36 protein-coding genes are annotated in these 25,568 nt (G+C 34.7%); 34 read left to right on the top strand and 2 right to left on the bottom strand.

Features of this window, described 5'->3' with window-relative positions:
- Positions 1-41: 41 nt before the first annotated feature.
- Positions 42-3,287, bottom strand: a complete 3,246-nt coding sequence (locus tag LNP22_RS02290; RefSeq protein WP_229975103.1) for a SusC/RagA family TonB-linked outer membrane protein — start codon at positions 3,285-3,287, stop codon at positions 42-44.
- An 85-nt stretch (positions 3,288-3,372) separates the two neighbouring features.
- A complete protein-coding gene (locus tag LNP22_RS02285; RefSeq protein WP_229975102.1) occupies positions 3,373-4,923 on the bottom strand; it encodes an outer membrane protein assembly factor in 1,551 nt (516 codons plus the stop codon).
- Positions 4,924-5,256: 333 nt separating this feature from the next.
- Here LNP22_RS02285 and rpsL point away from each other — a divergent pair, with 333 nt between their 5' ends.
- From rpsL to eno, 34 genes are all read left to right on the top strand, one after another.
- Entirely contained in the window at positions 5,257-5,640 is a 384-nt protein-coding gene (gene rpsL, locus LNP22_RS02280; RefSeq protein WP_007136570.1) for a 30S ribosomal protein S12, read from the top strand.
- Positions 5,641-5,662: 22 nt separating this feature from the next.
- Entirely contained in the window at positions 5,663-6,139 is a 477-nt protein-coding gene (gene rpsG / locus LNP22_RS02275; protein ID WP_007803600.1) for a 30S ribosomal protein S7, read from the top strand.
- A gap of 10 nt (positions 6,140-6,149) precedes the next feature.
- Entirely contained in the window at positions 6,150-8,306 is a 2,157-nt protein-coding gene (fusA, locus tag LNP22_RS02270; RefSeq protein ID WP_210665761.1) for an elongation factor G, read from the top strand.
- An 11-nt stretch (positions 8,307-8,317) separates the two neighbouring features.
- Positions 8,318-8,623 carry a 30S ribosomal protein S10 gene (rpsJ, locus tag LNP22_RS02265; RefSeq protein WP_007803605.1) on the top strand — a complete coding sequence of 102 codons (306 nt, stop codon included), beginning with the start codon at positions 8,318-8,320 and terminating at the stop codon, positions 8,621-8,623.
- Between the two features lie 403 nt (positions 8,624-9,026).
- Positions 9,027-9,644 (top strand): 50S ribosomal protein L3, encoded by a 618-nt coding sequence (gene rplC / locus LNP22_RS02260; RefSeq protein ID WP_007803612.1) that lies wholly within the window; start codon positions 9,027-9,029, stop codon positions 9,642-9,644.
- The gene (gene rplD, locus LNP22_RS02255; RefSeq protein ID WP_229975101.1) at positions 9,644-10,273 is read left to right on the top strand and encodes a 50S ribosomal protein L4; all 630 of its coding nucleotides are present in this window, start codon (positions 9,644-9,646) and stop codon (positions 10,271-10,273) included. The genes rplC and rplD overlap by 1 nt, the downstream gene beginning before the upstream one ends.
- 7 nt (positions 10,274-10,280) lie before the next feature.
- Positions 10,281-10,571, top strand: a complete 291-nt coding sequence (gene rplW, locus LNP22_RS02250; protein ID WP_007803621.1) for a 50S ribosomal protein L23 — start codon at positions 10,281-10,283, stop codon at positions 10,569-10,571.
- 9 nt (positions 10,572-10,580) lie between these two features.
- Positions 10,581-11,405 (top strand): 50S ribosomal protein L2, encoded by an 825-nt coding sequence (rplB, locus tag LNP22_RS02245; protein WP_229975100.1) that lies wholly within the window; start codon positions 10,581-10,583, stop codon positions 11,403-11,405.
- 6 nt (positions 11,406-11,411) lie between these two features.
- Positions 11,412-11,690 carry a 30S ribosomal protein S19 gene (rpsS, locus tag LNP22_RS02240; RefSeq protein WP_012022488.1) on the top strand — a complete coding sequence of 93 codons (279 nt, stop codon included), beginning with the start codon at positions 11,412-11,414 and terminating at the stop codon, positions 11,688-11,690.
- A 6-nt stretch (positions 11,691-11,696) separates the two neighbouring features.
- Positions 11,697-12,110 carry a 50S ribosomal protein L22 gene (rplV, locus tag LNP22_RS02235; protein ID WP_007803631.1) on the top strand — a complete coding sequence of 138 codons (414 nt, stop codon included), beginning with the start codon at positions 11,697-11,699 and terminating at the stop codon, positions 12,108-12,110.
- A 5-nt stretch (positions 12,111-12,115) separates the two neighbouring features.
- Entirely contained in the window at positions 12,116-12,877 is a 762-nt protein-coding gene (gene rpsC / locus LNP22_RS02230) for a 30S ribosomal protein S3 (RefSeq protein WP_056195277.1), read from the top strand.
- Positions 12,878-12,896: 19 nt separating this feature from the next.
- Positions 12,897-13,322, top strand: a complete 426-nt coding sequence (gene rplP, locus LNP22_RS02225; RefSeq protein WP_007803637.1) for a 50S ribosomal protein L16 — start codon at positions 12,897-12,899, stop codon at positions 13,320-13,322.
- 13 nt (positions 13,323-13,335) lie between these two features.
- Complete coding sequence (gene rpmC / locus LNP22_RS02220) at positions 13,336-13,527, top strand: 50S ribosomal protein L29 (protein ID WP_007803639.1); 192 nt, start codon at positions 13,336-13,338, stop codon at positions 13,525-13,527.
- A 17-nt stretch (positions 13,528-13,544) separates the two neighbouring features.
- Positions 13,545-13,805: a 30S ribosomal protein S17 gene (rpsQ, locus tag LNP22_RS02215; protein ID WP_007803646.1), complete on the top strand. Its 261-nt coding sequence runs from the start codon at positions 13,545-13,547 to the stop codon at positions 13,803-13,805.
- Between the two features lie 2 nt (positions 13,806-13,807).
- Positions 13,808-14,176, top strand: coding sequence for a 50S ribosomal protein L14 (rplN, locus tag LNP22_RS02210; RefSeq protein WP_007803649.1), 369 nt, complete (start codon positions 13,808-13,810; stop codon positions 14,174-14,176).
- Between the two features lie 11 nt (positions 14,177-14,187).
- On the top strand, positions 14,188-14,502 hold the full coding sequence (gene rplX, locus LNP22_RS02205) for a 50S ribosomal protein L24 (protein WP_007803650.1): 315 nt from the start codon (positions 14,188-14,190) through the stop codon (positions 14,500-14,502).
- Positions 14,503-14,504: 2 nt separating this feature from the next.
- Positions 14,505-15,056 (top strand): 50S ribosomal protein L5, encoded by a 552-nt coding sequence (gene rplE / locus LNP22_RS02200; protein WP_017495015.1) that lies wholly within the window; start codon positions 14,505-14,507, stop codon positions 15,054-15,056.
- A gap of 3 nt (positions 15,057-15,059) precedes the next feature.
- Positions 15,060-15,329, top strand: a complete 270-nt coding sequence (rpsN, locus tag LNP22_RS02195) for a 30S ribosomal protein S14 (protein WP_007803655.1) — start codon at positions 15,060-15,062, stop codon at positions 15,327-15,329.
- A 104-nt stretch (positions 15,330-15,433) separates the two neighbouring features.
- A complete protein-coding gene (rpsH, locus tag LNP22_RS02190; RefSeq protein WP_210665763.1) occupies positions 15,434-15,832 on the top strand; it encodes a 30S ribosomal protein S8 in 399 nt (132 codons plus the stop codon).
- A gap of 18 nt (positions 15,833-15,850) precedes the next feature.
- The gene (gene rplF, locus LNP22_RS02185; protein ID WP_210665764.1) at positions 15,851-16,393 is read left to right on the top strand and encodes a 50S ribosomal protein L6; all 543 of its coding nucleotides are present in this window, start codon (positions 15,851-15,853) and stop codon (positions 16,391-16,393) included.
- Positions 16,394-16,404: 11 nt separating this feature from the next.
- Positions 16,405-16,755 carry a 50S ribosomal protein L18 gene (gene rplR / locus LNP22_RS02180; RefSeq protein ID WP_072960630.1) on the top strand — a complete coding sequence of 117 codons (351 nt, stop codon included), beginning with the start codon at positions 16,405-16,407 and terminating at the stop codon, positions 16,753-16,755.
- A gap of 3 nt (positions 16,756-16,758) precedes the next feature.
- On the top strand, positions 16,759-17,283 hold the full coding sequence (gene rpsE / locus LNP22_RS02175) for a 30S ribosomal protein S5 (RefSeq protein WP_085950271.1): 525 nt from the start codon (positions 16,759-16,761) through the stop codon (positions 17,281-17,283).
- Between the two features lie 12 nt (positions 17,284-17,295).
- Positions 17,296-17,478, top strand: coding sequence for a 50S ribosomal protein L30 (gene rpmD / locus LNP22_RS02170; RefSeq protein ID WP_017495010.1), 183 nt, complete (start codon positions 17,296-17,298; stop codon positions 17,476-17,478).
- 11 nt (positions 17,479-17,489) lie between these two features.
- Complete coding sequence (gene rplO, locus LNP22_RS02165) at positions 17,490-17,942, top strand: 50S ribosomal protein L15 (protein ID WP_007803667.1); 453 nt, start codon at positions 17,490-17,492, stop codon at positions 17,940-17,942.
- Between the two features lie 12 nt (positions 17,943-17,954).
- Positions 17,955-19,301, top strand: a complete 1,347-nt coding sequence (gene secY, locus LNP22_RS02160) for a preprotein translocase subunit SecY (RefSeq protein WP_229975099.1) — start codon at positions 17,955-17,957, stop codon at positions 19,299-19,301.
- A gap of 7 nt (positions 19,302-19,308) precedes the next feature.
- Positions 19,309-19,524 (top strand): translation initiation factor IF-1, encoded by a 216-nt coding sequence (gene infA, locus LNP22_RS02155; RefSeq protein WP_007136545.1) that lies wholly within the window; start codon positions 19,309-19,311, stop codon positions 19,522-19,524.
- A 12-nt stretch (positions 19,525-19,536) separates the two neighbouring features.
- Positions 19,537-19,653 (top strand): type B 50S ribosomal protein L36, encoded by a 117-nt coding sequence (gene ykgO, locus LNP22_RS02150; protein ID WP_072945378.1) that lies wholly within the window; start codon positions 19,537-19,539, stop codon positions 19,651-19,653.
- Between the two features lie 2 nt (positions 19,654-19,655).
- Positions 19,656-20,030 carry a 30S ribosomal protein S13 gene (gene rpsM, locus LNP22_RS02145; RefSeq protein WP_210665766.1) on the top strand — a complete coding sequence of 125 codons (375 nt, stop codon included), beginning with the start codon at positions 19,656-19,658 and terminating at the stop codon, positions 20,028-20,030.
- Positions 20,031-20,038: 8 nt separating this feature from the next.
- Positions 20,039-20,422 carry a 30S ribosomal protein S11 gene (rpsK, locus tag LNP22_RS02140; protein WP_007803677.1) on the top strand — a complete coding sequence of 128 codons (384 nt, stop codon included), beginning with the start codon at positions 20,039-20,041 and terminating at the stop codon, positions 20,420-20,422.
- 92 nt (positions 20,423-20,514) lie between these two features.
- A complete protein-coding gene (rpsD, locus tag LNP22_RS02135) occupies positions 20,515-21,120 on the top strand; it encodes a 30S ribosomal protein S4 (protein WP_229975098.1) in 606 nt (201 codons plus the stop codon).
- Between the two features lie 21 nt (positions 21,121-21,141).
- Positions 21,142-22,134 (top strand): DNA-directed RNA polymerase subunit alpha, encoded by a 993-nt coding sequence (locus tag LNP22_RS02130; protein ID WP_026109818.1) that lies wholly within the window; start codon positions 21,142-21,144, stop codon positions 22,132-22,134.
- Positions 22,135-22,170: 36 nt separating this feature from the next.
- Entirely contained in the window at positions 22,171-22,662 is a 492-nt protein-coding gene (gene rplQ / locus LNP22_RS02125) for a 50S ribosomal protein L17 (RefSeq protein WP_029272056.1), read from the top strand.
- Positions 22,663-22,914: 252 nt separating this feature from the next.
- Positions 22,915-24,033, top strand: a complete 1,119-nt coding sequence (gene carA, locus LNP22_RS02120; RefSeq protein WP_229975097.1) for a glutamine-hydrolyzing carbamoyl-phosphate synthase small subunit — start codon at positions 22,915-22,917, stop codon at positions 24,031-24,033.
- A gap of 101 nt (positions 24,034-24,134) precedes the next feature.
- Positions 24,135-25,427 carry a phosphopyruvate hydratase gene (eno, locus tag LNP22_RS02115; protein WP_229975096.1) on the top strand — a complete coding sequence of 431 codons (1,293 nt, stop codon included), beginning with the start codon at positions 24,135-24,137 and terminating at the stop codon, positions 25,425-25,427.
- The last annotated feature ends 141 nt before the right edge of the window (positions 25,428-25,568 follow it).

Here is a 25,568-nt window from a genome sequence, read left to right as displayed (position 1 = left end):
ATGACAAAATAGCTATTGAATATATTATTTTTTTCATTTTTTTAGAATTTTACTTTTACGTTAAAAGAATATACTTTAACTGTAGGCATAACTCCAGATTGAAATCCTTGAATGTTACCAGCAGATGTTCCAGCTTCTGGATCTGCATCTGGTAAATTTTTGTGGATAATCCAAACGTTATTTCCTATTAAACTAAAGGACATATCTTTAATAAAGGTTTGATCAAGATATTTTGAAGGAAGAGAATAAGTTAAAGCAACTTCTCTAAGTTTAACATAAGAAGCATCATAGACAAAATTACTGTTTGGATTTCCAGAAACTCCAAAACCTACTCCGCTTGCTTCACTAGAGTCTGATGCATCTACACGTGTTGTGTTTTGAACATAGTTACCATTGCCATCCAACACAACTCCCGGATTAATATACCCACCTCCGTTAGCTAAAGTATTTCTAACTGGATTGCCTAAGTCGTTGATATAGGCTGTTTGAACTCCAACTCCTGTGTCTTGTCCGTATGCTTGATCAAGAGAGAAAACACTTCCTCCTTTTTTAACATCAACTAAGAAATTGAAAGCAAGATTTTTATAGGTAATTCTATTGGATACACCACCGATCCAATCTGCTTGGATGTTACCAATTATCTGGTTTTCTACTGTAACATAATTTCCGTCGGCATCTACAATTTTATTTCCGTTAGGATCGCGTGCTATTCCTTGTCCTCTAATAGCGCCATATTGTTCTCCAACTGTTGCATTAAGAGTAACGTTTTGATTCCAGCTAGCCAATTGTAGATTTGTTCTTCCTTCGTTTAATGAAACTACTGTATTTTTGTTTTTTGACCAGTTTACCGCAACTTGCCATTGAAAGTCTTTAGTTTTAATTGGAGATCCTGATAAAACTACCTCGATACCTTTGTTTTCAAGTTCTCCAGCATTAATTTGTGAGAAGCTATATCCTGTTGAAGGAGATTGAGGTACGTTGAAAATTTGGTCTTCTGTATTGGTTTTGTAAACAGATAAATCTAAACTTAATCTATTATCGAAAAGTGTAGCTTCTAAACCGGCTTCCCAGCTTTTTTGTGTTTCAGGTTTTAAATTTTTGAAATCAACATATGTAGCGCTATTTTGGAATAATGGGTTTCCATTAAGTAAACCGTTATTAATTCTAGCACCCAATAACCCAGCAGCAGGATCATTTCCAACTTGGGCATAATTTAATCTTAGTTTTCCTAATGACAACCAGTCTGCTTTTACTATTTCTGAAAAGACAAAACTTGATCCTATTGAATAATAGCTGTAAGAGTTGTTATCAATATATAAACTTGTCGATTGATCTCTACGGTATGATCCTTCTAGATATACTGTTTTGTTGTAATCTAATGAAGCTTGAGCATATAGCCCTGATTTTTCAGAATTTATTTCACTTTCTACTGGTGCAACAAATGTGTTTGAATTTGCTAATGTGTAAAGTCCTGGTTTAACAAGGCCACCTGTAGTAGATCCATCAAATGAATCAGCATGCGATTTAATAAATGTCGCTCCACCTAATACTTTACCACTAATGATAGGGCTTAATTTAAAATCGTAAGTAGCTATGAAATCGTAAGTTTGTTGAAGAAAAGCTCTTGTGTATAATGAATATCCTGAAGATTCACTAATTTGGCTAACGCCAAATTCTTCTGCATGACTTCCTATTTGTTTTCTAAGTTCTTGTCTGTCATTAGAGTTGTCAATTGTTACTCTACCTAGTAAGTTTAAATTATCGGTAACATCATAGCTTACGTTAACGCCTGTTAAGATTCTGCGTCTAACATCACTTTCATAATTTTCGTATCTATCCCAGTATGGATTATTCCAATAGGCAGGGGTTAGGTTACCTGACAATGGATCATTCATATTCCATGTAATGTTTTCACGGTTTCTGAAATATTCTTGCTTTTGTTCTTTTATATCAACATTGGTTTGCCACCATTGTCTAAAACCTCCTATGAAATTGTCTCCATAACCTAAGCTGTTTCTACCGATAGTATTTTGATCTGTAAAGGTAAAGAAAGCTCTTGCAGTTAATTTGTCACTAAAGTCTTTTGAGAAACTACCACTAAGTATATTTCTTTTAAGGCTACTATTTGGTAAAACACCTTTGTCGGTATTGTTAGTGATGCTTAAGTTAAAAGTACTTGTTTCATCTCCTCCATTTAAGTTCAAATTGTTTACAGTGTTAAACGCTTTTTCAAAGAAAGTTGTAGGGTCATTTGCAGCAGCAACCCATGGAGTTGCTTTTCCGAAATTAGGATTTCCAGGAGCAAAAGCATTCCATTGATAAGCAGGTAAACCATCAAAAGCATTTCCATAAGAAATGTCGTAACCTGTAGGTACAACTCTGTCTTCGTTGCCATCTCCATCAACATCTGTGTAGGTGAAGTTATCACTACCGTCATAACCACCACCACCATATTGTTTTTGATATTTTACAAAGGTAGATTTGTCAATTGTTCCAACTGAGGCAGTTGAGCTAAAAGTAATTCCTAAACCAGCGTTTTTCTTTCCTTTTTTTGTAGTAATCATTATCGCTCCATTGGCAGCAGAACTACCATACAAAGCTGTGGCCGCTGCGCCTTTAAGTACGTTTACAGATTCAACATTATTTGGATCAATATCTGATGCTGAATTACCAAAGTCGAATCCATCTCTTCCGGTTTGAGCATCTGAACTATTTAAGTTAGCATTATTCAAAGGTACACCGTCTACAACAATTAATGCTTGATTATTTCCTGTAATACTTTTGGTTCCTCTTAAAACGATGTTTGTTGATCCACCGAAGTTTGAATTACTTCTTACTTCAAGACCAGCAACTTTTCCAGATAGGTTATTCAAGAAATTTGTTGTTGGTGCAGTGTTAATTGCAGCGGCTTCAAGTTTTTGAGATGAATATCCAAGAGATTTTTTTTCTCTTGAAACTCCTAAAGCGGTAACTACTACTCCTTCGAGTTCTTGAGCATCTCCTGATAACTTGATGTTAACATTTTCTGAACTTGCAGCTATCTCTTGGGTTTTCATTCCAATATAGCTAAATACCAAGATTTGGCTTGGTGATGCTTTGATAGTAAACTTACCATCAAAATCAGTTTGTGTTCCAGATTTAGTTCCTTTAACTAGTACACTCACACCTGGTAAAGGCATGCCTGTATTGTCGGAAACAGTTCCTGAAACCGCTCTTTCTTGCGCAAAAGTTAGTTGCGCTACTAGTACCAATAGCAGTACTAGGAATCCATTGAACTTTAGTTTCATTTTTAAATATTTTGAATTAGTATCGCAAAACTCATAATAATTTGTTAACAATCCTAATATTAATTTAATCTTTTTCGCTTTCTTATTAAAATTTAACATTATAACAGATGTTTATGATGGTATTATATAATTGTATGTTTTGTCTTTCAGGAACACTATTTGAAATATTTATTTTAATTATTCCATTCTGTGTTTGTAGTCCGAGACCCGCTCCAAGACCTATTAGTTTTTCTATTTTTTTCGGGTTGTTAGATCTTGTTAAGTCTTGATATATAGCATAGTCTGTAATGGAATGAAGATATAAATTTCTGGAAACGATATATCTATACTCGGTAATTAGTGCTGAAACATAATTAGCCTGAAGGCTGTTTTCGATAAATCCTCGAATTGAATTGCTTCCGCCAAAACGGAATAATTCGTTCGTAAGGTAGTTTTGGCTCTTCAAATAAAAATTCTGTAAATTTATGTTAATGTAATTTTTCTTGTTCAGTTCAAAATTATAACTAAATGTTAGGTTTGTGTAAACTTGCTTGCTGGATTCAAGAGTTTTTGGTTCTGCGTTCGTATTTCTTTTTCCGAATCCAATGCTTAAATTAGTACTTGTCTTTTTTGGAAACAGATCATTCAGGTTGTCCATTTTTACGTAATCAAAACTTGTAGTGAAAAATGAGTTTTTAAAATCACTTACAGAAATGCTATTGGCGTTCTGAATGTCGCTTGATTCTGTAGATTGATAGCCTAAATATATTTTTGAATTGTATTTTAGGTAATAACCTAAGTCGATTGCGTTTTTTGAATTTTGAAAGGTACTGTCTTGTTTGAAAATATTTAGTTGCGCTTTTATTCCTAATGAAGAATTAAAAATATAAGGAATTTCTAATTTGGTGTCAAAGGTGCGCTGCTGATTGCCATCGCTTTTCCAGTATAATGAAAATTGCTCGCCTGCGCGCAATATGTTTTGTAATGTTACATCTAGATAACCATTAATATTCAATTTTTTCTTTTCGTCATTGGTGAATCCGATGTAGCCGTCAAAATTATTTGCTTTTCTTTTTTCGATATAAAGGTAAATTTTTGTAGAGTCTGTAGTGAATAATATTTCAGGATATTTGCTTGGTAATACGAACGCATAATTGTTGATTTCAGAATTTAATTCTTTTACAATATCTTGGTTAAAAGTCTTGCTCATGTATTTTTTATTTAATTGCTTGAGATGGCTTTTCGGAAAATAATTTGTGCGATTGTCATCTGTGTAATTAACAATGATGGAATTTACTGTACGTTTTTTTTCGGAATTATAATTTAAATCAGCATACATTATCAAATTCTTCCTTTGGATATTTGTTAAGCTAAGTTTGTTTAAAGCGAAACCTTGCTTTTCTCTTTCAACAATTTTTTGATTAAGATGATTTTCGATTTCTTGATAAGGTATAATAATGGTGTCATTTTTTATTTCCGCAGCATCATAAAAGGGATTGTTTCTACCTATATATATATGTATCTTTTTTGTTCTTGCGCCTAAGTTAATTTTATGAATATAGGTTGTGTCGTTTAATTTGCTGTTTTCTATTAATTTAAGATCCAAATAGCCTTTTCGTATTAGCGCATCAGAAGTCTTTGCTTGTTCATCAGACAAAGATTTAAAATTTGAATGTATTTTTTTGTAATTTAAAGAGTCAATAATTTGGTTTTCAAAATCGTTTGAGCCTTCAATTTTTAATTGAATTTTTTGAGTATAACAACTAAATGTAATAAAGAAAAATAATATGTGTAGTAATTGTTTCAAGGGCAATTTGTTGTTTTATTAAAGATATTGCAAATATCTAGTGTTTGTTTCTAAAATCATAAGTTTAAATAATGTTATTGAAAATTAATGAATTAACGTTTGTATAGTGAAAAATATTTTATACATTTGCAACCCCGTAAAAAGCGGGAATTTAATATACATAATAAATTTTTAGTATTAATTATGCCAACAATTCAACAATTAGTAAGAACAGGAAGAACTCAGATCACTAAGAAGAGTAAATCGGTTGCTTTAGATTCTTGTCCTCAAAGAAGAGGGGTTTGTACGCGTGTTTACACTACTACACCAAAAAAACCAAACTCTGCAATGCGTAAAGTTGCGCGTGTACGTTTGACAAATGGTAATGAAGTGAATGCTTACATCCCTGGAGAAGGACACAATTTACAAGAGCACTCGATAGTATTAGTGCGAGGTGGAAGGGTAAAAGATTTACCAGGTGTTAGATATCATATCGTTCGTGGAGCGCTTGACACGTCAGGTGTTGCAGGAAGAACGCAAAGAAGATCTAAGTACGGTGCTAAACGCCCAAAAGAAGCAAAAAAGTAATTTAAACTTTTAAGAAAAAGACATGAGAAAAAGAGCGGCAAAGAAAAGACCACTTTTACCAGATCCGAGGTTTAACGACCAATTGGTAACGCGTTTTGTGAACAACTTAATGTGGGACGGTAAGAAATCTACAGCTTTCAAAGTATTTTATGATGCAATTGACATCATCGAATCTAAAAAGCAAGATTCAGAAAAATCTTCATTAGAAATTTGGAAAGATGCTTTAACAAACGTTATGCCTCACGTAGAAGTACGTAGTCGTAGAGTAGGTGGAGCTACATTTCAAATCCCAATGCAAATTAGACCAGATAGAAAAATTTCTATGGCGATGAAGTGGTTGATACTTTATTCTAGAAGAAGAAATGAAAAATCTATGGCACAACGTTTAGCGTCAGAATGTTTAGCTGCTGCTAAAGAAGAAGGTGCTGCAGTTAAGAAAAGAATGGATACTCACAAGATGGCAGAGGCTAACAAAGCTTTCTCTCACTTTAGATTTTAATTCGTAAGAAATGGCTAGAGATTTAAAATATACAAGAAATATTGGAATTGCTGCTCACATTGATGCTGGTAAAACAACAACAACAGAGCGTATCCTTTTTTATACTGGAAAATCACATAAAATTGGTGAAGTACACGATGGTGCTGCAACAATGGACTGGATGGCTCAGGAGCAAGAAAGAGGTATTACAATTACTTCGGCTGCAACTACTTGTGAGTGGAATTTTCCAACTGAGCAAGGTAAAATTTTGCCTGAATCATTGCCATACCACTTTAATATTATTGATACCCCGGGACACGTTGACTTTACTGTAGAGGTAAACCGTTCTTTACGTGTACTTGATGGTTTGGTTTTCTTGTTTAGTGCAGTTGATGGTGTTGAGCCACAGTCTGAAACTAACTGGAGACTTGCAGATCAATATAGAGTTCCTCGTATGGGATTCGTAAACAAAATGGACCGTCAAGGATCTAACTTTTTGGCAGTTTGTCAACAAGTTCGTGATATGTTAAAATCAAATGCTGTTGCGATCACTTTGCCAATTGGTGAAGAGAATGATTTTAAAGGTGTTGTAGATTTAGTAAAAAACCAAGCTATCATCTGGCATGATGCTACTCAAGGGGCAACTTTTGATATTGTGCCAATTCCTGAGGATATGATTGCAGAGGTTAAAGAATACAGATCTATTCTTATTGAAGCAGTTGCTGATTACGATGAAAATCTTTTAGAGAAATTCATGGAAGATGAAAACTCTATCACTGAGGAAGAAATCAACAACGCTTTAAGAGCTGCTACTATGGACATGGCTATCATTCCGATGATTGCTGGTTCTTCTTTCAAAAACAAAGGAGTTCAATTCATGTTAGATGCAGTTTGTAAATATTTGCCTTCTCCAATGGATAAAGAAGGTATCGAAGGAATTCATCCTGATGATGCTGAATTATTAGAAGAAGATCAAACAAAAATCTTGCGTAAGCCAGATGTAAAAGAGCCGTTCGCAGCTCTAGCATTTAAAATCGCTACTGACCCATTCGTAGGTCGTTTGGCTTTCTTCCGTGCTTACTCTGGACGTTTAGATGCTGGTTCTTATGTTTTGAACACTCGTTCAGGAAATAAAGAAAGAATTTCTCGTATCTACCAAATGCATGCTAACAAACAAAATCCAATCGATTATATCGAAGCTGGAGATATTGGAGCTGCTGTTGGATTTAAAGATATCAAAACTGGAGATACATTGTGTGATGAAAAACACCCAATTATTCTTGAGTCTATGAAATTCCCTGCGCCGGTAATTGGTATTGCAATTGAACCTAAAACTAAAGCTGACGTTGATAAAATGGGTATGGCTTTGGCTAAATTAGCTGAAGAGGATCCTACATTTACTGTTAGAACAGATGAGGCTTCAGGGCAAACGATTATTTCTGGTATGGGTGAGCTTCACTTAGATATCTTAGTAGATCGTATGAAACGTGAATTTAAAGTTGAAGTAAACCAAGGTGAGCCTCAAGTTGAATATAAAGAAGCGTTTACAAGAACTGCAACACACAGAGAGACTTACAAGAAACAATCAGGAGGTCGTGGTAAATTCGGTGATATCGTATTTACACTTGAGCCAGCTGACGAAGTTGATGGTAAAGTTCCTGTTGGATTACAGTTTATCAATGCAGTAAAAGGTGGTAACGTTCCTAAAGAATATATCCCATCTGTAGAAAAAGGTTTCCGTGAAGCTATGAAAACTGGTCCTTTGGCTGGTTATCAAGTGGATAGTTTGAAAGTAACTTTGACAGACGGATCTTTCCACCCTGTCGATTCTGATGCACTTTCTTTTGAGTTAGCAGCAAGAATGGGTTATAGAGAAGTGGCTAAAGCTGCTGGAGCAATTATTTTGGAGCCAATCATGAAAATGGAGGTTATTACTCCTGAAGAAAACATGGGAGATATCGTTGGTGATATCAACCGTCGTAGAGGTCAGGTGAATGACATGGGTGACAGAAATGGTGCTAAAACTATTAAAGCTGATGTGCCTTTATCAGAAATGTTTGGATATGTAACTACATTAAGAACATTGTCTTCTGGTAGAGCTACTTCAACAATGGAGTTTTCACATTATGCAGAAACACCTTCTAATATTTCAGAAGCTGTAATTAAAAAAGCAAAAGGTAACGCGTAATTCTTAAGAAAATGAGTCAAAAAATCAGAATAAAACTAAAATCTTACGATCACATGTTGGTAGACAAGTCTGCTGAAAAGATCGTAAAAACAGTAAAAACTACTGGAGCGGTTGTAACAGGTCCAATTCCGTTGCCAACTCACAAAAAACTTTTCACTGTTCTGCGTTCTCCGCACGTAAACAAAAAAGCGAGAGAACAATTTGAAGTAATGTCATACAAGAGATTGATTGATATTTATTCATCTTCATCTAAAACTATTGATGCTTTAATGAAACTTGAATTGCCAAGTGGAGTTGAAGTTGAAATAAAAGTATAATTTTTTTATTATATTTAATATAGAAAAAGCGAAACAGAAATGTTTCGCTTTTTTTTGTTTTTGGCGGTTTTGATTTTGATTTTAAAGGATTTGCTGTTTTAATTTAAAACAGTTCTTTTTATCGGAATGTCTTTTGTTTAGGCTCTTGCCGATGTTTTTCTATAGACTCTTTAAAGAATTGTTAAGCTTAATGTTGTGCTAGGTTAAAACTGGTAAATTCAATTTTTATAAGATGTAAAAATTTGTTTCGTGCAGATTTGATCCTTTAATTTTGATAATGAGCGATTTAATTTTTCTAACTGTTTGGTATATTCGATTTTAATATATACTTTTGCACTCCCTGTTTGGAAATTTCTGTTATTTTCAAATTGAAGGGAATTTTAGTAATTAATAATTAATATTTATGTCTGGGTTAATTGGTAAAAAAATCGGCATGACTAGCATTTTTGATGAAAACGGGAAAAACATTCCTTGTACAGTAATCGAAGCTGGGCCGTGTGTTGTTACCCAAGTCAGAACCAAAGGTGTTGACGGGTACGAAGCGTTGCAACTTGGTTTCGATGACAAAAACGAGAAACATTCCACTAAAGCGGCTCTAGGTCACTTTAAAAAAGCTGGAACTGTTGCTAAGAAAAAAGTCGTTGAATTTCAAGATTTTGCAACTGAACAAAAATTAGGAGATCTTATTGATGTTTCTATTTTTGCTGAAGGAGAATTTGTAGATGTACAAGGTGTATCTAAAGGTAAAGGTTTTCAAGGGGTTGTTAAACGTCACGGATTTGGTGGTGTTGGACAAGCAACTCACGGTCAACACAACCGTTTAAGAGCGCCAGGTTCTGTGGGAGCTTCTTCTTATCCATCTAGAGTATTCAAAGGAATGCGTATGGCTGGAAGAATGGGAGGAGACAATGTAAAAGTTCAAAACCTTAGAGTTTTAAAAGTAGTGGCAGAAAAGAACCTACTTGTTATTAAAGGATGTGTTCCTGGACATAAAAACTCTTATGTAATCATTCAGAAGTAATGGAAGTAAAAGTATTAGATTTCAACGGAAAAGATACTGGAAGAAAAGTTCAACTTTCTGATTCAGTATTCGCAATTGAACCAAACAATCACGCTGTATACCTTGATGTAAAGCAATATCTTGCTAATCAAAGACAAGGAACTCACAAAGCAAAAGAAAGAGCTGAAGTGACAGGAAGTACACGTAAGATTAAAAAACAAAAAGGAACTGGTACAGCTCGTGCGGGAAGTATCAAAAATCCATTGTTTAAAGGTGGTGGAACAGTTTTCGGACCAAGACCAAGAAGTTATTCATTCAAACTGAATAAAAGCTTGAAAAGATTGGCAAGAAAATCAGCTTTCTCAATCAAAGCAAAAGAGGCGAGTATTATCGTTCTTGAAGACTTTAATTTTGAAGCGCCAAACACTAAAAATTTCATTAACGTTTTGAAAGCTTTAGGGTTAGAAAATAAAAAATCTCTATTTGTGTTGGGAGAGTCAAATAAAAATGTATATTTGTCGTCACGCAATTTAAAGGCTTCTAATGTCGTAACTAGCTCAGAATTAAGCACTTACGCTATTTTAAACACTAATAATTTAGTGCTTTTAGAAGGTTCTTTGGAGTTAATCGAAGAAAATTTAAGCAAATAATAGGAATATGAGTATCATAATTAGACCTATAGTAACAGAAAAAGTAACCAAAGAAAGTGAAGTTTTAAACCGCTTCGGATTCGTTGTTGACAAAAAAGCAAACAAAGTTCAAATTAAGAAAGCTATTGAAGCTGCTTATGGAGTAACTATCGTTTCAGTTAACACGATGAACGTAAGACCGGATAGAACTACAAAATACACTAAAAGTGGTTTGATCAGTGGAAAGACAAATGCAATTAAAAAAGCGATTGTTCAAGTACAAGAAGGAGAAACAATTGATTTTTACAACAATATCTAAGATAGAAAAATGTCAGTAAGAAAATTAAAACCTATTACCCCAGGTCAGCGATTTAGAGTTGTGAATGGTTATGACGCCATTACAACTGATAAGCCGGAACGCTCTTTGATAGCGCCGATAAAAAACTCTGGAGGTAGAAATAGTCAAGGAAAGATGACCATGCGTTATACGGGTGGTGGTCACAAGCAGAGATATCGTATTATTGATTTTAAAAGAACTAAAGTCGGAATTCCAGCTACTGTGAAATCAATCGAATACGATCCAAATCGTACTGCATTTATCGCTTTGTTAGCTTATGCTGATGGAGAGAAAACTTATGTTATTGCTCAAAACGGATTGAAAGTTGGTCAGAAATTAGTTTCTGGTCCAGAATCTCAACCTGAAATTGGTAATACATTACCTTTAAGCAGAATTCCTTTAGGAACTGTAATCTCTTGTATTGAGTTACGTCCAGGTCAAGGAGCAGTAATTGCTCGTTCAGCTGGTACATTTGCTCAGTTAATGGCAAGAGACGGAAAATATGCTACAATCAAAATGCCTTCTGGTGAAACGAGATTGATCTTGTTAACTTGTTCGGCTACTATTGGAGCTGTTTCTAATTCAGACCACCAATTAGTTGTATCAGGAAAAGCTGGTAGAACAAGATGGTTAGGAAGAAGACCTAGAACAAGACCTGTTGCAATGAACCCTGTTGATCACCCGATGGGTGGTGGAGAAGGACGTTCTTCTGGTGGACATCCACGTTCAAGAAATGGAATACCAGCAAAAGGTTATAGAACTCGTTCTAAGAAAAACCCGAGTAACAAGTATATCGTAGAACGTAGAAAGAAATAATAAGATATGGCACGTTCATTAAAAAAAGGACCTTTCGTTCATTATAAGTTAGACAAGAAAGTTCAAGAAAACGTAGAAAGTGGTAAAAATAGTGTAGTGAAGACTTGGTCAAGAGCTTCTATGATTACTCCAGATTTCGTTGGGCAGACTATCGCAGTTCATAACGGTCGTCAATTTGTACCAGTTTACGTAACAGAAAACATGGTAGGTCACAAATTAGGAGAATTTTCACCAACTAGATCTTTTAGAGGTCATGCTGGAGCAAAAAATAAAGGTAAAAAATAAGAAGCAATGGGAGTTCGTAAAAGAGAAACAGCAGATGCGAGAAAAGAGGCTAATAAGTCTATTGCTTTCGCAAAATTGAATAACTGCCCTACTTCACCTAGAAAAATGCGCTTAGTAGCGGACTTGGTAAGAGGTCAGAAGGTAGAAAGAGCACTTAACATCTTAAGATTCAGTTCTAAAGAGGCTTCAAGAAAATTAGAGAAACTATTATTATCTGCAATCAACAACTGGGAGCAAAAAAATAGTGAAGGTAATTTGGAAGAAGCTGGATTATTTGTTAAAGAGATCAGAGTAGATGGTGGAATGATGTTGAAAAGACTTCGTCCAGCTCCACAAGGTCGTGCACACAGAATAAGAAAACGTTCTAACCACGTAACAATCGTGCTTGGAGCTATCAATAACACACAAAGCAATTCTTAAGCAGCATGGGACAAAAGACAAATCCAATTGGAAATAGACTTGGTATCATCAGAGGGTGGGACTCAAACTGGTATGGTGGAAATGATTACGGTGATAAACTTGCCGAAGATCACAAAATCAGAAAGTATATCCACGCTCGTTTATCAAAAGCTAGTGTATCTAAAGTAATTATCGAGAGAACTTTAAAACTTGTAACCGTTACTATCACTACTGCAAGACCTGGTATTATTATCGGAAAAGGCGGACAAGAGGTAGACAAGTTGAAAGAAGAACTTAAGAAAGTTACTGACAAAGAGGTTCAAATCAACATCTTTGAAATCAAAAGACCTGAATTAGATGCTTATCTTGTGGCGACAAGCATCGCTCGTCAAATCGAAAGCCGTATTTCTTACAGACGTGCAATCAAAATGGCTATTGCTGCTTCTATGCGTATGAACGCTGAAGGTATCAAAGTTTTGATTTCTGGTCGTTTGAATGGTGCTGAGATGGCGCGTTCAGAAGGTTTCAAAGAAGGTAGAATTCCTCTATCAACTTTCAGAGCTGATATTGATTATGCTTTGGCTGAAGCTCATACTACTTATGGTAGAATGGGTATCAAAGTATGGATCATGAAAGGTGAAGTTTATGGAAAGAGAGATCTTTCTCCGCTTGCAGGAATGGATAAAAAACAATCTGGAACTGGTGGTGGTAAAGGTGGAGATGCTCCAAGAGGAGACAGAAAACCTTTTAATAAAGGTGGTAAACCAGACGCTCGTAAACGAAAGTAAATTTTTAAACTAAAGAAAAATGTTACAGCCTAAAAGAACAAAATACCGTAAGGTACAAAAAGGTAAAATGAAAGGTAACTCTCAAAGAGGGCATGAACTTTCTAATGGAATGTTTGGTATTAAATCTGTACATGAAGATGGAATGTTCTTAACCTCTCGTCAAATCGAAGCTGCGCGTATTGCTGCAACTCGTTTCATGAAGAGAGAAGGACAATTATGGATCAAAATATTTCCAGACAAACCAATTACTAAGAAACCTCTTGAGGTACGTATGGGTAAAGGTAAAGGTGCCGTTGAATATTGGGCTGCCGTTGTTAAACCCGGAAGAATTATGTTTGAAGTTGGAGGAGTTCCTTTATCAGTTGCAAAAGAGGCGTTACGTCTTGCAGCTCAAAAGCTTCCAGTAAAAACTAAGTTCGTCGTTGCTAGAGATTTCGAAGCATAATTTATAATATATTATGAAACAATCAGAAATAAAAGATCTTTCTGCAGCGGAGTTGCAAGAAAAACTTAGTCAAACTAAGAAGATATATGCTGACCTAAAAATGGCCCACGCTATTTCTCCAATTGAGAATCCACTTCAAATTAGAAGTGTAAGAAGAACAGTTGCAAGATTGGCTACAGAGCTAACTAAAAGAGAGTTACAATAATTGTATTCTGCTGAAAGATGGAAGAAAAAAGAAATTTAAGAAAAGAAAGAATTGGTGTTGTTACTTCAAATAAAATGGATAAGTCTATTGTTATTGCTGAAGTAAGAAAAGTAAAACACCCATTATACGGTAAGTTCGTGTTGAAAACAAAAAAATACGTTGCACACGACGAAACAAACGACTGTAACATTGGAGATACTGTAAGAATTAGCGAAACGCGTCCTTTAAGTAAAACAAAATGTTGGAGATTAGTTGAAATCTTAGAAAGAGCTAAATAATTATGGTACAACAGGAATCAAGACTAAAAGTAGCAGATAACACGGGAGCAAAAGAAGTTTTAACTATCCGTGTTTTAGGAGGTACCAAAAGAAGGTATGCCTCTGTTGGTGACAAGATTGTAGTATCTATTAAAGATGCAACTCCTAACGGTAACGTTAAAAAAGGAGCTGTTTCAACTGCAGTTGTTGTACGTACCAAAAAAGAAGTGAGAAGAGCTGATGGTTCTTATATCCGTTTCGATGATAATGCATGTGTTCTTTTGAACGCTGCAGGGGAAATGAGAGGAACTCGTGTTTTTGGTCCGGTAGCAAGAGAACTTCGTGAAAAACAATTCATGAAAATTGTATCATTAGCACCAGAAGTGCTTTAATTCGTTTTAAGATGATAAAGCTAAAAATAAAATCAGGAGACATCGTAAGAGTAATTGCTGGAGACCATAAAGGTGCTGAAGGTAAAGTTTTACGTGTTTACCGTGAGAAAAATAAAGCGATAGTTGAAGGTGTAAACATGGTTTCGAAACATACAAAACCAAGTGCTAAAAACCCTCAAGGTGGTATCGTTAAGAAAGAAGCTTCTATACAAATATCTAACATTTCGCTAATTGATCCTAAAACTAAGGAAACAACTAGAGTTGGTATTAGAGTAGAAGGAGATAAGAAAGTAAGATTTTCAAAAAAATCTAATCAAGTACTATAGTAATGGCATATACACCTAGACTAAAAGAAGAATATAAGAGTAGAGTAATCTCTGCTCTTAAAGAGGAATTCGGATATACAAACGTAATGCAAGTTCCAAAATTGGAAAAAATCGTTTTGAGCCGTGGAGTTGGTGCAGCTGTATCTGATAAAAAACTTATTGACTATGCAGTTGATGAGTTAACAAAGATCACTGGACAAAAAGCAGTATCTACAATCTCTAAGAAAGACGTTGCGTCTTTCAAATTGAGAAAAGGGATGCCTATTGGAGCAAAAGTTACTTTACGTGGTGAAAGAATGTATGAGTTTTTAGATAGACTTATTACTTCTGCTTTACCGCGTGTTAGAGATTTTAGTGGTATCAAAGCTACTGGTTTCGACGGAAGAGGTAACTATAACCTTGGAGTTTTGGAGCAAATCATTTTCCCTGAAATTGATATTGATAAAGTAAACAAAATTTCAGGAATGGATATTACATTTGTTACTACTGCAAAAACAGACAAGGAAGCAAAGTCATTATTGGCTGAATTAGGATTACCTTTTAAAAAGAATTAAGACATGGCTAAAGAATCAATGAAAGCCCGCGAGGTTAAGAGAGAAAAAACGGTAGCGAAGTATGCTGAGAAAAGAAAAGCTTTGAAAGAAGCTGGAGATTTTGAAGGATTACAAAAATTACCTAAAAATGCTTCACCAGTTCGTTTACACAATCGTTGTAAATTAACAGGTAGACCTAGAGGGTATATCCGTCAATTCGGTATTTCACGTGTAACTTTCCGTGAGATGGCTAATAATGGATTAATTCCTGGTGTTAAAAAAGCATCTTGGTAATCTCGCAATAAGTTACTACTTTTGCAAACCAAAAAATAATTTTAATTGATTAAAGGTTCGGGAGGCGAGTGCCTCCCGAAAACCATAATCGCAATCAAATACATATGTATACAGATCCTATTGCAGATTATTTGACTAGAGTTCGTAACGCTGTGGCTGCAAACCACAAAGTTGTCGAAATTCCAGCATCTAATCTTAAAAAAGAAATAACTAAGATCTTATTTGATCAAGGTTATATCTTAAGTTACAAATTTGAAAGCAACACCGTTCAGGGTTCTATCAAAATCGCTTTGAAGTATGATAAAGATACTAAGGAGCCTGTAATTAAAGATATCCAAAGAATTAGTAAACCTGGTTTGCGTAAATATGCAGGTGCTGATAAATTACCTAGAATCCTTAACGGGTTAGGAATTGCTATTGTTTCTACATCTAAAGGTTTGATGACAGGAAAACAAGCTAAGCAATTACATGTAGGTGGTGAAGTAATTTGTTACGTATACTAATTATAAAGACTAGATAAGATGTCAAGAATAGGTAAAAATCCAATTGTAATTACTGCTGGCGTAACTGTTGAAGTTAAAGACGGTATAGTTACAGTAAAAGGAAAAAAAGGTCAACTAACTCAGGAGTTTTCGGACGTAACTGTAACTGTTGAAGGCGATCAAGTATTAGTAGAAAGATCGTCTGATCATAAAGACCAAAGAGCAAAACACGGATTATACAGATCATTAATCAATAACATGATTGTGGGTGTAAATGAAGGTTTTACTAAAGAACTTGAATTAGTTGGAGTTGGTTATAGAGCTTCAAACCAAGGACAAAAGCTAGATTTAGCTCTTGGATATTCTCACAATATTGTTTTAGAAGTTGCTCCAGAAGTAGTGGTAGAAACAATATCTGAAAAAGGTAAAAACCCTATCGTAAAATTAACATCATTTGACAAACAACTTTTAGGCCAAGTTGCTGCGAAAATCAGAGGTTTCCGTAAACCAGAGCCGTACAAAGGAAAAGGTGTTAAATTTGTGGGTGAAGTATTAAGAAGAAAAGCAGGTAAATCAGCTTAAAAAATAAGATTATGTCATTAACAAAATCTGATAGAAGACAGAGAATTAGATTCAGAATTAGAAAATCGATTAGTGGTACTGCTACTAATCCTAGACTATCTGTATTTAGAAGTAACAAAGAAATTTATGCGCAACTTATTGATGACGTAAACGGTGTTACTTTATTAGCTGCATCTTCAAGAGAAAAAGAAATAGGAAAAGGTACAAACGTTGAAGTAGCGGCTGCAGTTGGAAAACTAGTTGCTGAAAAAGCGTTAAAGGCTGGGATTGATACCATCACTTTTGATAGAGGTGGATATTTATATCACGGACGTATTAAATCATTAGCAGAAGGCGCAAGAGCGGCTGGACTTAAATTCTAATATATTATGTCTAAATACAAAAATGTAGAATTGGTAAAACCAAGTGGTCTTGAACTTAAAGATCGTCTGGTAAGTGTTAATCGTGTTACTAAGGTTACAAAAGGTGGTAGAGCTTTCGGTTTTTCTGCTATTGTAGTTGTAGGTGATGAAAACGGAGTAGTGGGTCACGGATTAGGAAAATCTAAAGACGTTTCTGAAGCAATTGCGAAAGCAGTAGAAGATGCTAAGAAAAATTTAGTAAAAATTCCTTTGAATGGACAATCTGTTCCTCACGAACAAAAAGGTAAATTTGGTGGTGCACGTGTATTCTTAATTCCGGCCTCTCATGGTACAGGAGTTATTGCTGGTGGAGCTGTTCGTTCAGTTCTTGAGTCAGTAGGTATACATGATGTATTATCTAAATCTCAAGGATCATCAAATCCTCATAACGTAGTGAAAGCAACTTTTGATGCTTTATTACAAATGAGAAGCGCTTACACTGTTGCAAAACAAAGAGGTGTTTCTTTAGAAAAAGTTTTTAAAGGTTAATTCAAGGAAATTATGGCTAAATTATTAGTAAAACAAGTACGAAGCAAAATCAACTGTCCTCTTTCTCAAAAGAGAGGTTTGGAAGCTTTGGGTCTACGTAAAATGGGACAAGTTGTAGAGCATGATTCAAACCCTGCTATCCTTGGGATGATAAACAAAGTTAAACACTTAGTTTCTGTTGAAGAAGCTAAATAACAAATACTGTTATGAATTTAAGTAACTTACAACCAGCTGAAGGGTCAACACACAATCAAAATAAAAGATTAGGTAGAGGAGAAGGTTCAGGAAAAGGTGGTACTTCTGCAAGAGGTCACAAAGGAGCAAAATCTCGTTCTGGTTATTCTAAAAAGATTGGTTTTGAAGGTGGACAAATGCCACTTCAAAGACGTGTGCCTAAGTTTGGTTTCACAAACATCAACCGTAAAGAATACGAAGGTGTTAATTTAGATACGCTTCAATTATTAGTAGACAATGGTGTAATTACTGACTCTGTTTCAATGACAGATTACGTAGCAAACCGTCTAGCTACCAAAAACGAAATCGTTAAGATTTTAGGTAGAGGAGAATTGAAAGCAAAATTAAAAGTAACTGCTCACAAATTTACTGCTACTGCAAAAGCCGCTATTGAAGCTGCTGGTGGAGAGGCTGTAACAATATAATTTTTCTATTGTATGAAGAAATTTATTGAATCAATAAGTAATGTTTGGAAAATCGAAGAACTGAAAAACAGAATCCTAATCACTTTAGGTTTATTGTTAGTATATCGTTTTGGAGCACACGTTACGCTTCCCGGAATTGACGCAACTCAATTGACTGGTTTAGCGGGACAAACAAAAAATGGTTTAGGATCTATTCTAGACATGTTCACCGGAGGTGCTTTTTCTAAAGCTTCAGTTTTTGCTTTAGGGATTATGCCTTACATTTCTGCGTCTATTGTTGTTCAGTTAATGGGAATTGCGATTCCATATTTGCAAAAGCTTCAAAATGATGGAGAGAGTGGTAGAAAAAAGATTAATCAAATTACACGTTGGTTAACTATTGCTATTACATTGGTTCAAGGTCCAACTTATATCTATAATTTATACAGAACATTACCTAGCAATGCATTTTTGCTAGGGTTTAACTCTCCGGAGTTCTTGTTTTCTTCTGTTATTATCTTAGTCTCAGGTACTATTTTTGCTATGTGGCTTGGAGAAAAAATTACAGATAAAGGAATTGGAAATGGAATTTCATTATTAATTATGGTTGGTATCTTAGCTCGTTTACCTCAGGCTTTTATACAAGAATTTACAACCAGAGTTACGAATAACAACGGTGGTCCGATGTTATTGGTTATTGAAATTATTGTATGGTTATTAGTGATCATTGCTTGTGTATTGCTTACAATGGCAGTACGTAGAATTCCTGTGCAATACGCTCGTCGTACAACAACAGGAGATTACGAGCAAGATTTGGCAGGTGGTAATAGACAATGGATACCATTAAAACTTAATGCTTCTGGAGTTATGCCTATCATTTTTGCGCAAGCAATTATGTTTATACCTGCAGCTGTAGCTGGGTTGTCTAAATCAGATGCATCACAATCTATTGTTGGTACATTTAGTAATATGTTTGGTTTTTGGTATAACTTTGTTTTTGCAACATTAATTATTGTATTTACATTCTTTTATACTGCAATCACAGTACCTACTAACAAAATGGCCGATGATTTAAAAAGAAGCGGTGGTTTTATTCCAGGTGTAAGACCGGGAGCTGAAACTTCAGACTTTCTTGATAAAGTGATGTCTTTAATAACTTTCCCAGGATCTTTATTCCTTGCTTTGATTGCTGTGTTCCCAGCCATTGTTGTAAGTGTTATGGATGTACAACAATCTTGGGCAATGTTTTTTGGAGGTACCTCTTTAATAATTATGGTTGGTGTTGCGATAGATACTATTCAACAGATCAATTCATACTTGTTAAATAAACATTATGATGGTTTAATGAAGACTGGTAAAAATAGAAAAGCAGTAGCTTAATATATTTATGGCAAAACAATCAGCAATAGAACAAGACGGTTCAATCATCGAAGCATTATCAAATGCGATGTTCCGTGTAGAGTTAGAAAATGGACATATTGTAATCGCTCATATTTCTGGAAAAATGCGTATGCATTACATCAAGTTATTACCTGGTGATAAAGTGAAATTAGAAATGAGCCCTTATGACTTGTCAAAAGCAAGAATTACTTATCGATATTAAAGGATATTCACTATGAAAGTTAGAGCATCAGTAAAAAAGAGAAGTCCCGAGTGCATCATTGTGCGTAGAAAAGGGAGATTGTACGTAATAAACAAAAAGAATCCTAGATTTAAACAAAGACAAGGATAATTATGGCAAGAATAGCAGGGGTAGATATCCCAAAAAATAAGAGAGGTGTTATAGCACTTACCTATATCTTCGGATTAGGAAGAAGTAGAGCAATTGAGATTTTAGAAAAAGCTCAAGTTAGCCAAGACAAAAAAGTTCAAGATTGGAATGATGACGAGATCGGAGCAATTCGTGAGGCTGTTGGAGTTTACAAAATTGAAGGAGAATTGCGTTCAGAAGTTTCTTTAAACATCAAACGTTTAATGGATATTGGATGTTACAGAGGTATCCGTCATAGATCTGGTCTTCCTTTAAGAGGACAAAGAACTAAAAACAACTCTAGAACAAGAAAAGGTAAAAGAAAAACTGTTGCTAACAAGAAAAAAGCAACTAAATAATAAGTAATATGGCTAAAGCAACTGCAAAAAAACGTAAAGTTATCGTTGAATCAACGGGTGAAGCTCATATTTCTGCCACTTTCAACAACATCATTATTTCTTTGACAAACAAGAAAGGTGAAGTTATTTCTTGGTCTTCAGCTGGTAAAATGGGTTTCAGAGGTTCTAAAAAGAACACTCCGTATGCAGCTCAAATGGCAGCAGAAGATTGTAGTAAAGTAGCTCTTGAGGCAGGACTTAAAAAAGTTAAAGTTTATGTAAAAGGACCAGGAAACGGGCGTGAGTCTGCTATCCGTTCTATACATAACGGTGGAATTGAAGTTACAGAGATTATCGATGTTACTCCAATGCCTCACAACGGATGTCGTCCTCCAAAGAGACGTAGAGTTTAATAAATTTATTTAAGTATAACAAGGTAGAATAAACGATTATCGAAGGATATGACCTGAATTCATAATCTCTACCTTAAATTTAATTTTTAGAAATGGCAAGATATACTGGTCCTAAAACTAGAATTGCTCGTAAATTTGGCGAAGCAATCTTCGGAGATGACAAATCTTTCGAAAAAAGAAATTACCCACCTGGACAACACGGGATGGCTAAAAAAAGAGGTAAAAAATCTGAGTACGCTGTTCAGTTAATGGAAAAGCAAAAAGCTAAATATTCTTATGGAATTTTAGAAAAACAATTCAGAGGCTTGTTCAAAAAAGCATCAGCTACTAAAGGTGTTACTGGTGAAGTTCTTTTACAATTATGTGAAGCAAGATTAGATAACGTTGTTTTTAGAATGGGTATCGCTCCTTCTAGAAGAGGTGCTAGACAATTAGTTTCTCACAGACACGTTACTGTAAATGGTGAAGTTGTAAATATTCCTTCTTACCACCTTAAGCCTGGTGATAAAGTTGCTGTTCGTGAAAAATCTAAATCTTTAGAAGCTATCGAACGTTCTTTGTCAAATTCAAGTCATGTTTATGAATGGATTACCTGGAACAATGATCTTAAAGAAGGAACTTTCGTTTCTGTACCTGCGAGACTTCAAATTCCAGAAAACATTAAAGAACAATTAATCGTAGAGTTGTACAACAAATAATAATTGACTTAGTCGAAATTTATGGCAATATTTAATTTTCAAAAGCCCGATAAAGTTATCATGATCGATTCAACCGATTTTGAAGGTAAATTCGAATTTAGACCTTTAGAACCTGGTTACGGATTGACAGTTGGTAATGCACTTAGAAGAGTTTTGCTTTCAGCATTAGAAGGTTATGCAATTACATCTGTTCGTATCGAAGGTGTAGATCATGAGTTTTCTACTATTTCAGGTGTTGTTGAAGATGTTACCGAAATTATCCTTAATCTAAAACAAGTACGTTTCAAACGTCAAATTGAAGATATCGATAACGAAGCAGTTACAATTTCTGTTTCAGGTAAAGATCAATTAACAGCAGGTGATTTTCAAAAATTTATCTCAGGTTTTCAAGTTCTGAATCCAGACTTAGTAATCTGTAACTTAGATTCAAAAATCAAATTGAACTTCGATTTAACAATCGAAAAAGGTAGAGGATATGTTCCTGCTGAGGAGAACAAAAAACAGAATGCGGCCATTGGTACTATTTTTACAGATTCTATTTTTACTCCGGTAAAAAACGTAAAATATGCAATAGAAAACTTCCGTGTAGAACAAAAAACAGATTACGAAAAATTAGTTTTTGAAATAAAAACTGATGGCTCTATTAATCCAAAAGATGCTCTTACTGAAGCTGCTAAAGTTTTAATTCACCACTTCATGTTGTTTTCTGACGAAAGAATTACACTCGAGGCTGACGAAATTGCACAAACAGAATCGTATGATGAAGAGTCATTGCATATGAGACAATTGCTTAAAACTAAGCTTGTTGATATGGATTTATCTGTGAGAGCATTAAATTGCTTGAAAGCGGCTGAAGTTGATACACTTGGTGATTTAGTATCGTTCAATAAAAATGACCTGATGAAATTCCGTAATTTTGGTAAAAAATCTTTAACTGAGCTTGACGAACTTGTTGCAGTTAAAAATTTAACCTTCGGAATGGATTTAGCTAAATACAAATTAGATAAAGAATAATTCAATCCCGCTTGCGGGATTAAATTTAAAATAGCAATGAGACACGGAAAAAAATTCAATCACTTAAGCAGACAGACTGGACATAGAAAAGCTATGTTGGCTAATATGGCTTGTTCTCTTATTGAGCACAAACGTATTAACACTACTGTTGCTAAGGCTAAAGCGCTTAAACAATTCGTTGAGCCTTTAATCACAAAATCAAAAGAAGATACGACTCACAATCGTCGTATTGTTTTTGCTTACTTACGTAGTAAATATGCGGTAACTGACTTGTTCAGAGACGTAGCTGCTAAAGTTGGAGACCGTCCAGGTGGATACACTCGTATCATTAAAGTTGGAAATCGTTTGGGAGATAATGCTGATATGGCAATGATCGAGCTTGTAGATTTTAACGAACTTTACAATGGAGGTAAAAAAGAAGTTAAAAAAGCAAAAAGCCGTCGTGGTGGTAAAGCTAAAAAAGCTGAGGAGACTACTCCGGAAGCTCCTGCCGCTGAATCAGAATCGACTACTGAAGCTTCTGAATAATTATGAAAGTAATGATTCTATAATAATCAAGGATAAACTAATTTTTAGTTTATCCTTTTTTTTTGATTTTTTTTAAAGGAAATCCCAGATTTAACTTATTTGTCATCTCACGTTTTATTTTTGTGAATGAAATTTTTAAAAAATCTTGGAAGCACTCTTTTAAAGAAGTAAATTTGCAAAATAGTTAAACTACAAATGAAATTGTCTCTTCAAGTTTCATAAGACGATAAAAAAAACAATACAAATTCAAGAATGAAATACACTACACGACAAAGCGCCATTTTATTACTAAGTGATGGAACAATTTTTCACGGAAAATCTATAGGTATCAGCGGTAAAACTTTTGGTGAGGTTTGTTTTAATACTGGGATGACAGGATATCAGGAGATTTTTACAGATCCTTCTTATTTTGGACAAATTATGGTAGCTACAAATCCTCACATTGGTAATTATGGTGTTAATGATTTAGAAATAGAATCAGATAGTATCAAAATTGCTGGTTTGGTTTGTAAAAACTTTAGTTTTAACTATTCCAGAGAAGATGCTTCCGGCAGTTTGGAAGATTATTTTATCAAACAAAACCTAATCTGTATTTCTGATGTTGACACTCGTGCTCTGGTAAGTTACATTCGCGACAACGGTGCAATGAATGCTGTTATCTGCACAGACGGAACTTCGATTGAAGATTTGAAAAAAGAATTGGCAAATGTGCCAAACATGGAAGGTTTAGAGTTGGCATCAAAAGTTTCAACTACTGAACCTTATTTTTTTGGTGACGAAAATGCAACTTACAAAATATCTGCATTAGACCTGGGAATTAAAAAGAATATCTTGAGAAACCTTGCTAAGAGAGATTGCTACATAAAAGTTTATCCCTACAATTCGACTTATAAGGATTTGACCGAATTTAATCCAGACGGGTATTTCCTGTCAAATGGGCCTGGTGATCCGGATCCGCTTTTTGGCGCTATTGAAGTGGCAAAAGAAATTTTGGAAAATGATAAGCCATTATTCGGAATTTGCCTCGGACACCAAGTAATTGCACTCGCAAATGGAGTACAAACTTACAAAATGTTTAATGGTCACAGAGGTATCAATCATCCCGTAAAAAACTTAATTACGGGTAAAGGAGAAATTACTTCTCAAAATCACGGTTTTGCGGTAAACAAAGAAGCTTTGGAGAGTCATCCTGATTTAGAGATTACACATTTGCATTTGAATGACGGAACCGTTGCCGGTATGCGTATGAAGAATAAGAACTGTTTTTCAGTACAATACCATCCGGAAGCAAGTCCTGGACCACATGATTCGTCTTATTTGTTTGATCAATTTGTAGAGAACATAAAAGAGACTTTATCTAAAACGATGTAGTTAATAAATAAAGGTATTTAATTGCTGAATAACGTATTTAGTATTAAATATTTTTATAATTTCGAAAAATAATTATAATTTATTAATAAAAAACAAATATAATGAGTATTATAATAAAAGTTCACGCGAGACAAATTTTTGATTCCAGAGGTAATCCTACTATAGAAGTTGATGTAGTTACAGAAAACGGAGTTTTAGGAAGAGCAGCTGTTCCATCTGGAGCTTCAACTGGAGAACATGAAGCTGTTGAATTACGTGATGGCGGAAAAGCATTCTTAGGAAAAGGAGTTTTGAATGCAGTGAATAATGTAAATACCGTTATTGCTGAAGAATTAGTTGGTACTTCGGTTTTCGAACAAAATACTATTGATCAATTGATGATTGATCTTGACGGTACTCCAAACAAATCAAAATTAGGTGCTAATGCTATCTTAGGTGTTTCTTTGGCTGCTGCAAAAGCTGCTGCTAACGAACTTGGATTGCCATTATACAGATATGTTGGCGGTGTTTCTGCTAACACGTTACCTGTGCCTATGATGAATATTATCAATGGTGGTTCGCACTCTGACGCTCCAATCGCTTTTCAAGAATTTATGATCTTCCCTGTAAAAGCGACTTCTTTTTCTCATTCTATGCAAATGGGTACTGAAATTTTTCATAGCTTAAAAAAAGTGTTACATGACAGAGGTTTAAGTACTGCTGTTGGTGATGAAGGTGGTTTTGCTCCAAATTTGGCTGGTGGAACTGAAGATGCTTTAGATACTATAAAATTAGCAGTTGAAAATGCAGGATATTCTTTCGGAGACGAAATTATGATTGCACTTGACTGTGCTTCGGCAGAATTTTATGTAAACGGTAAATACGATTACTCTAAATTTGAAGGGGAAACGGGTAAAGTAAGAACTTCTGCTGAGCAAGTTGAATATTTAGCTGAATTGGTTGCAAAATACCCAATTATTTCTATCGAAGATGGAATGGACGAAAATGACTGGGATGGTTGGAAATTGCTTACCGAAAAAATTGGTGATAAAGTACAATTAGTTGGGGATGATTTATTTGTTACTAATGTTGAGCGTTTGTCAACAGGAATTGAAAAAGGTATTGCCAATTCAATTTTAGTAAAAGTAAATCAAATTGGTACTTTGACAGAAACTATTGCAGCAGTAAATATGGCTAAAAATGCGGGTTATACTTCAGTAATGTCTCACCGATCTGGAGAAACAGAAGATAATACCATCGCAGATTTGGCTGTTGCTTTAAATTGTGGTCAAATAAAAACAGGTTCGGCTTCTCGTTCTGATCGTATGGCAAAATACAATCAGTTGTTGAGAATTGAGGAAGAGTTAGGAAGTACGGCTTATTTCCCTGGATTAAATGCTTTCAAAATCAAATAATTTGTAAGATTTATATTTATATTTAAAACCATTCGTTTTTACGGATGGTTTTTTTTTGGAGTTTTAACAAATTCATAGCAGTATTCTTTTTTTAATTAGTGTTAAATTCCTTAGATTTGATAAATTATTATTTTAAAGATT

It is taken from the genome of Flavobacterium flavipigmentatum, from assembly GCF_020911905.1.
Lineage (GTDB): Bacteria > Bacteroidota > Bacteroidia > Flavobacteriales > Flavobacteriaceae > Flavobacterium > Flavobacterium flavipigmentatum.
The sequence above is the reverse complement of the archived record's forward strand: the minus strand, read 5'-3'. Positions and strand labels throughout refer to the sequence as shown.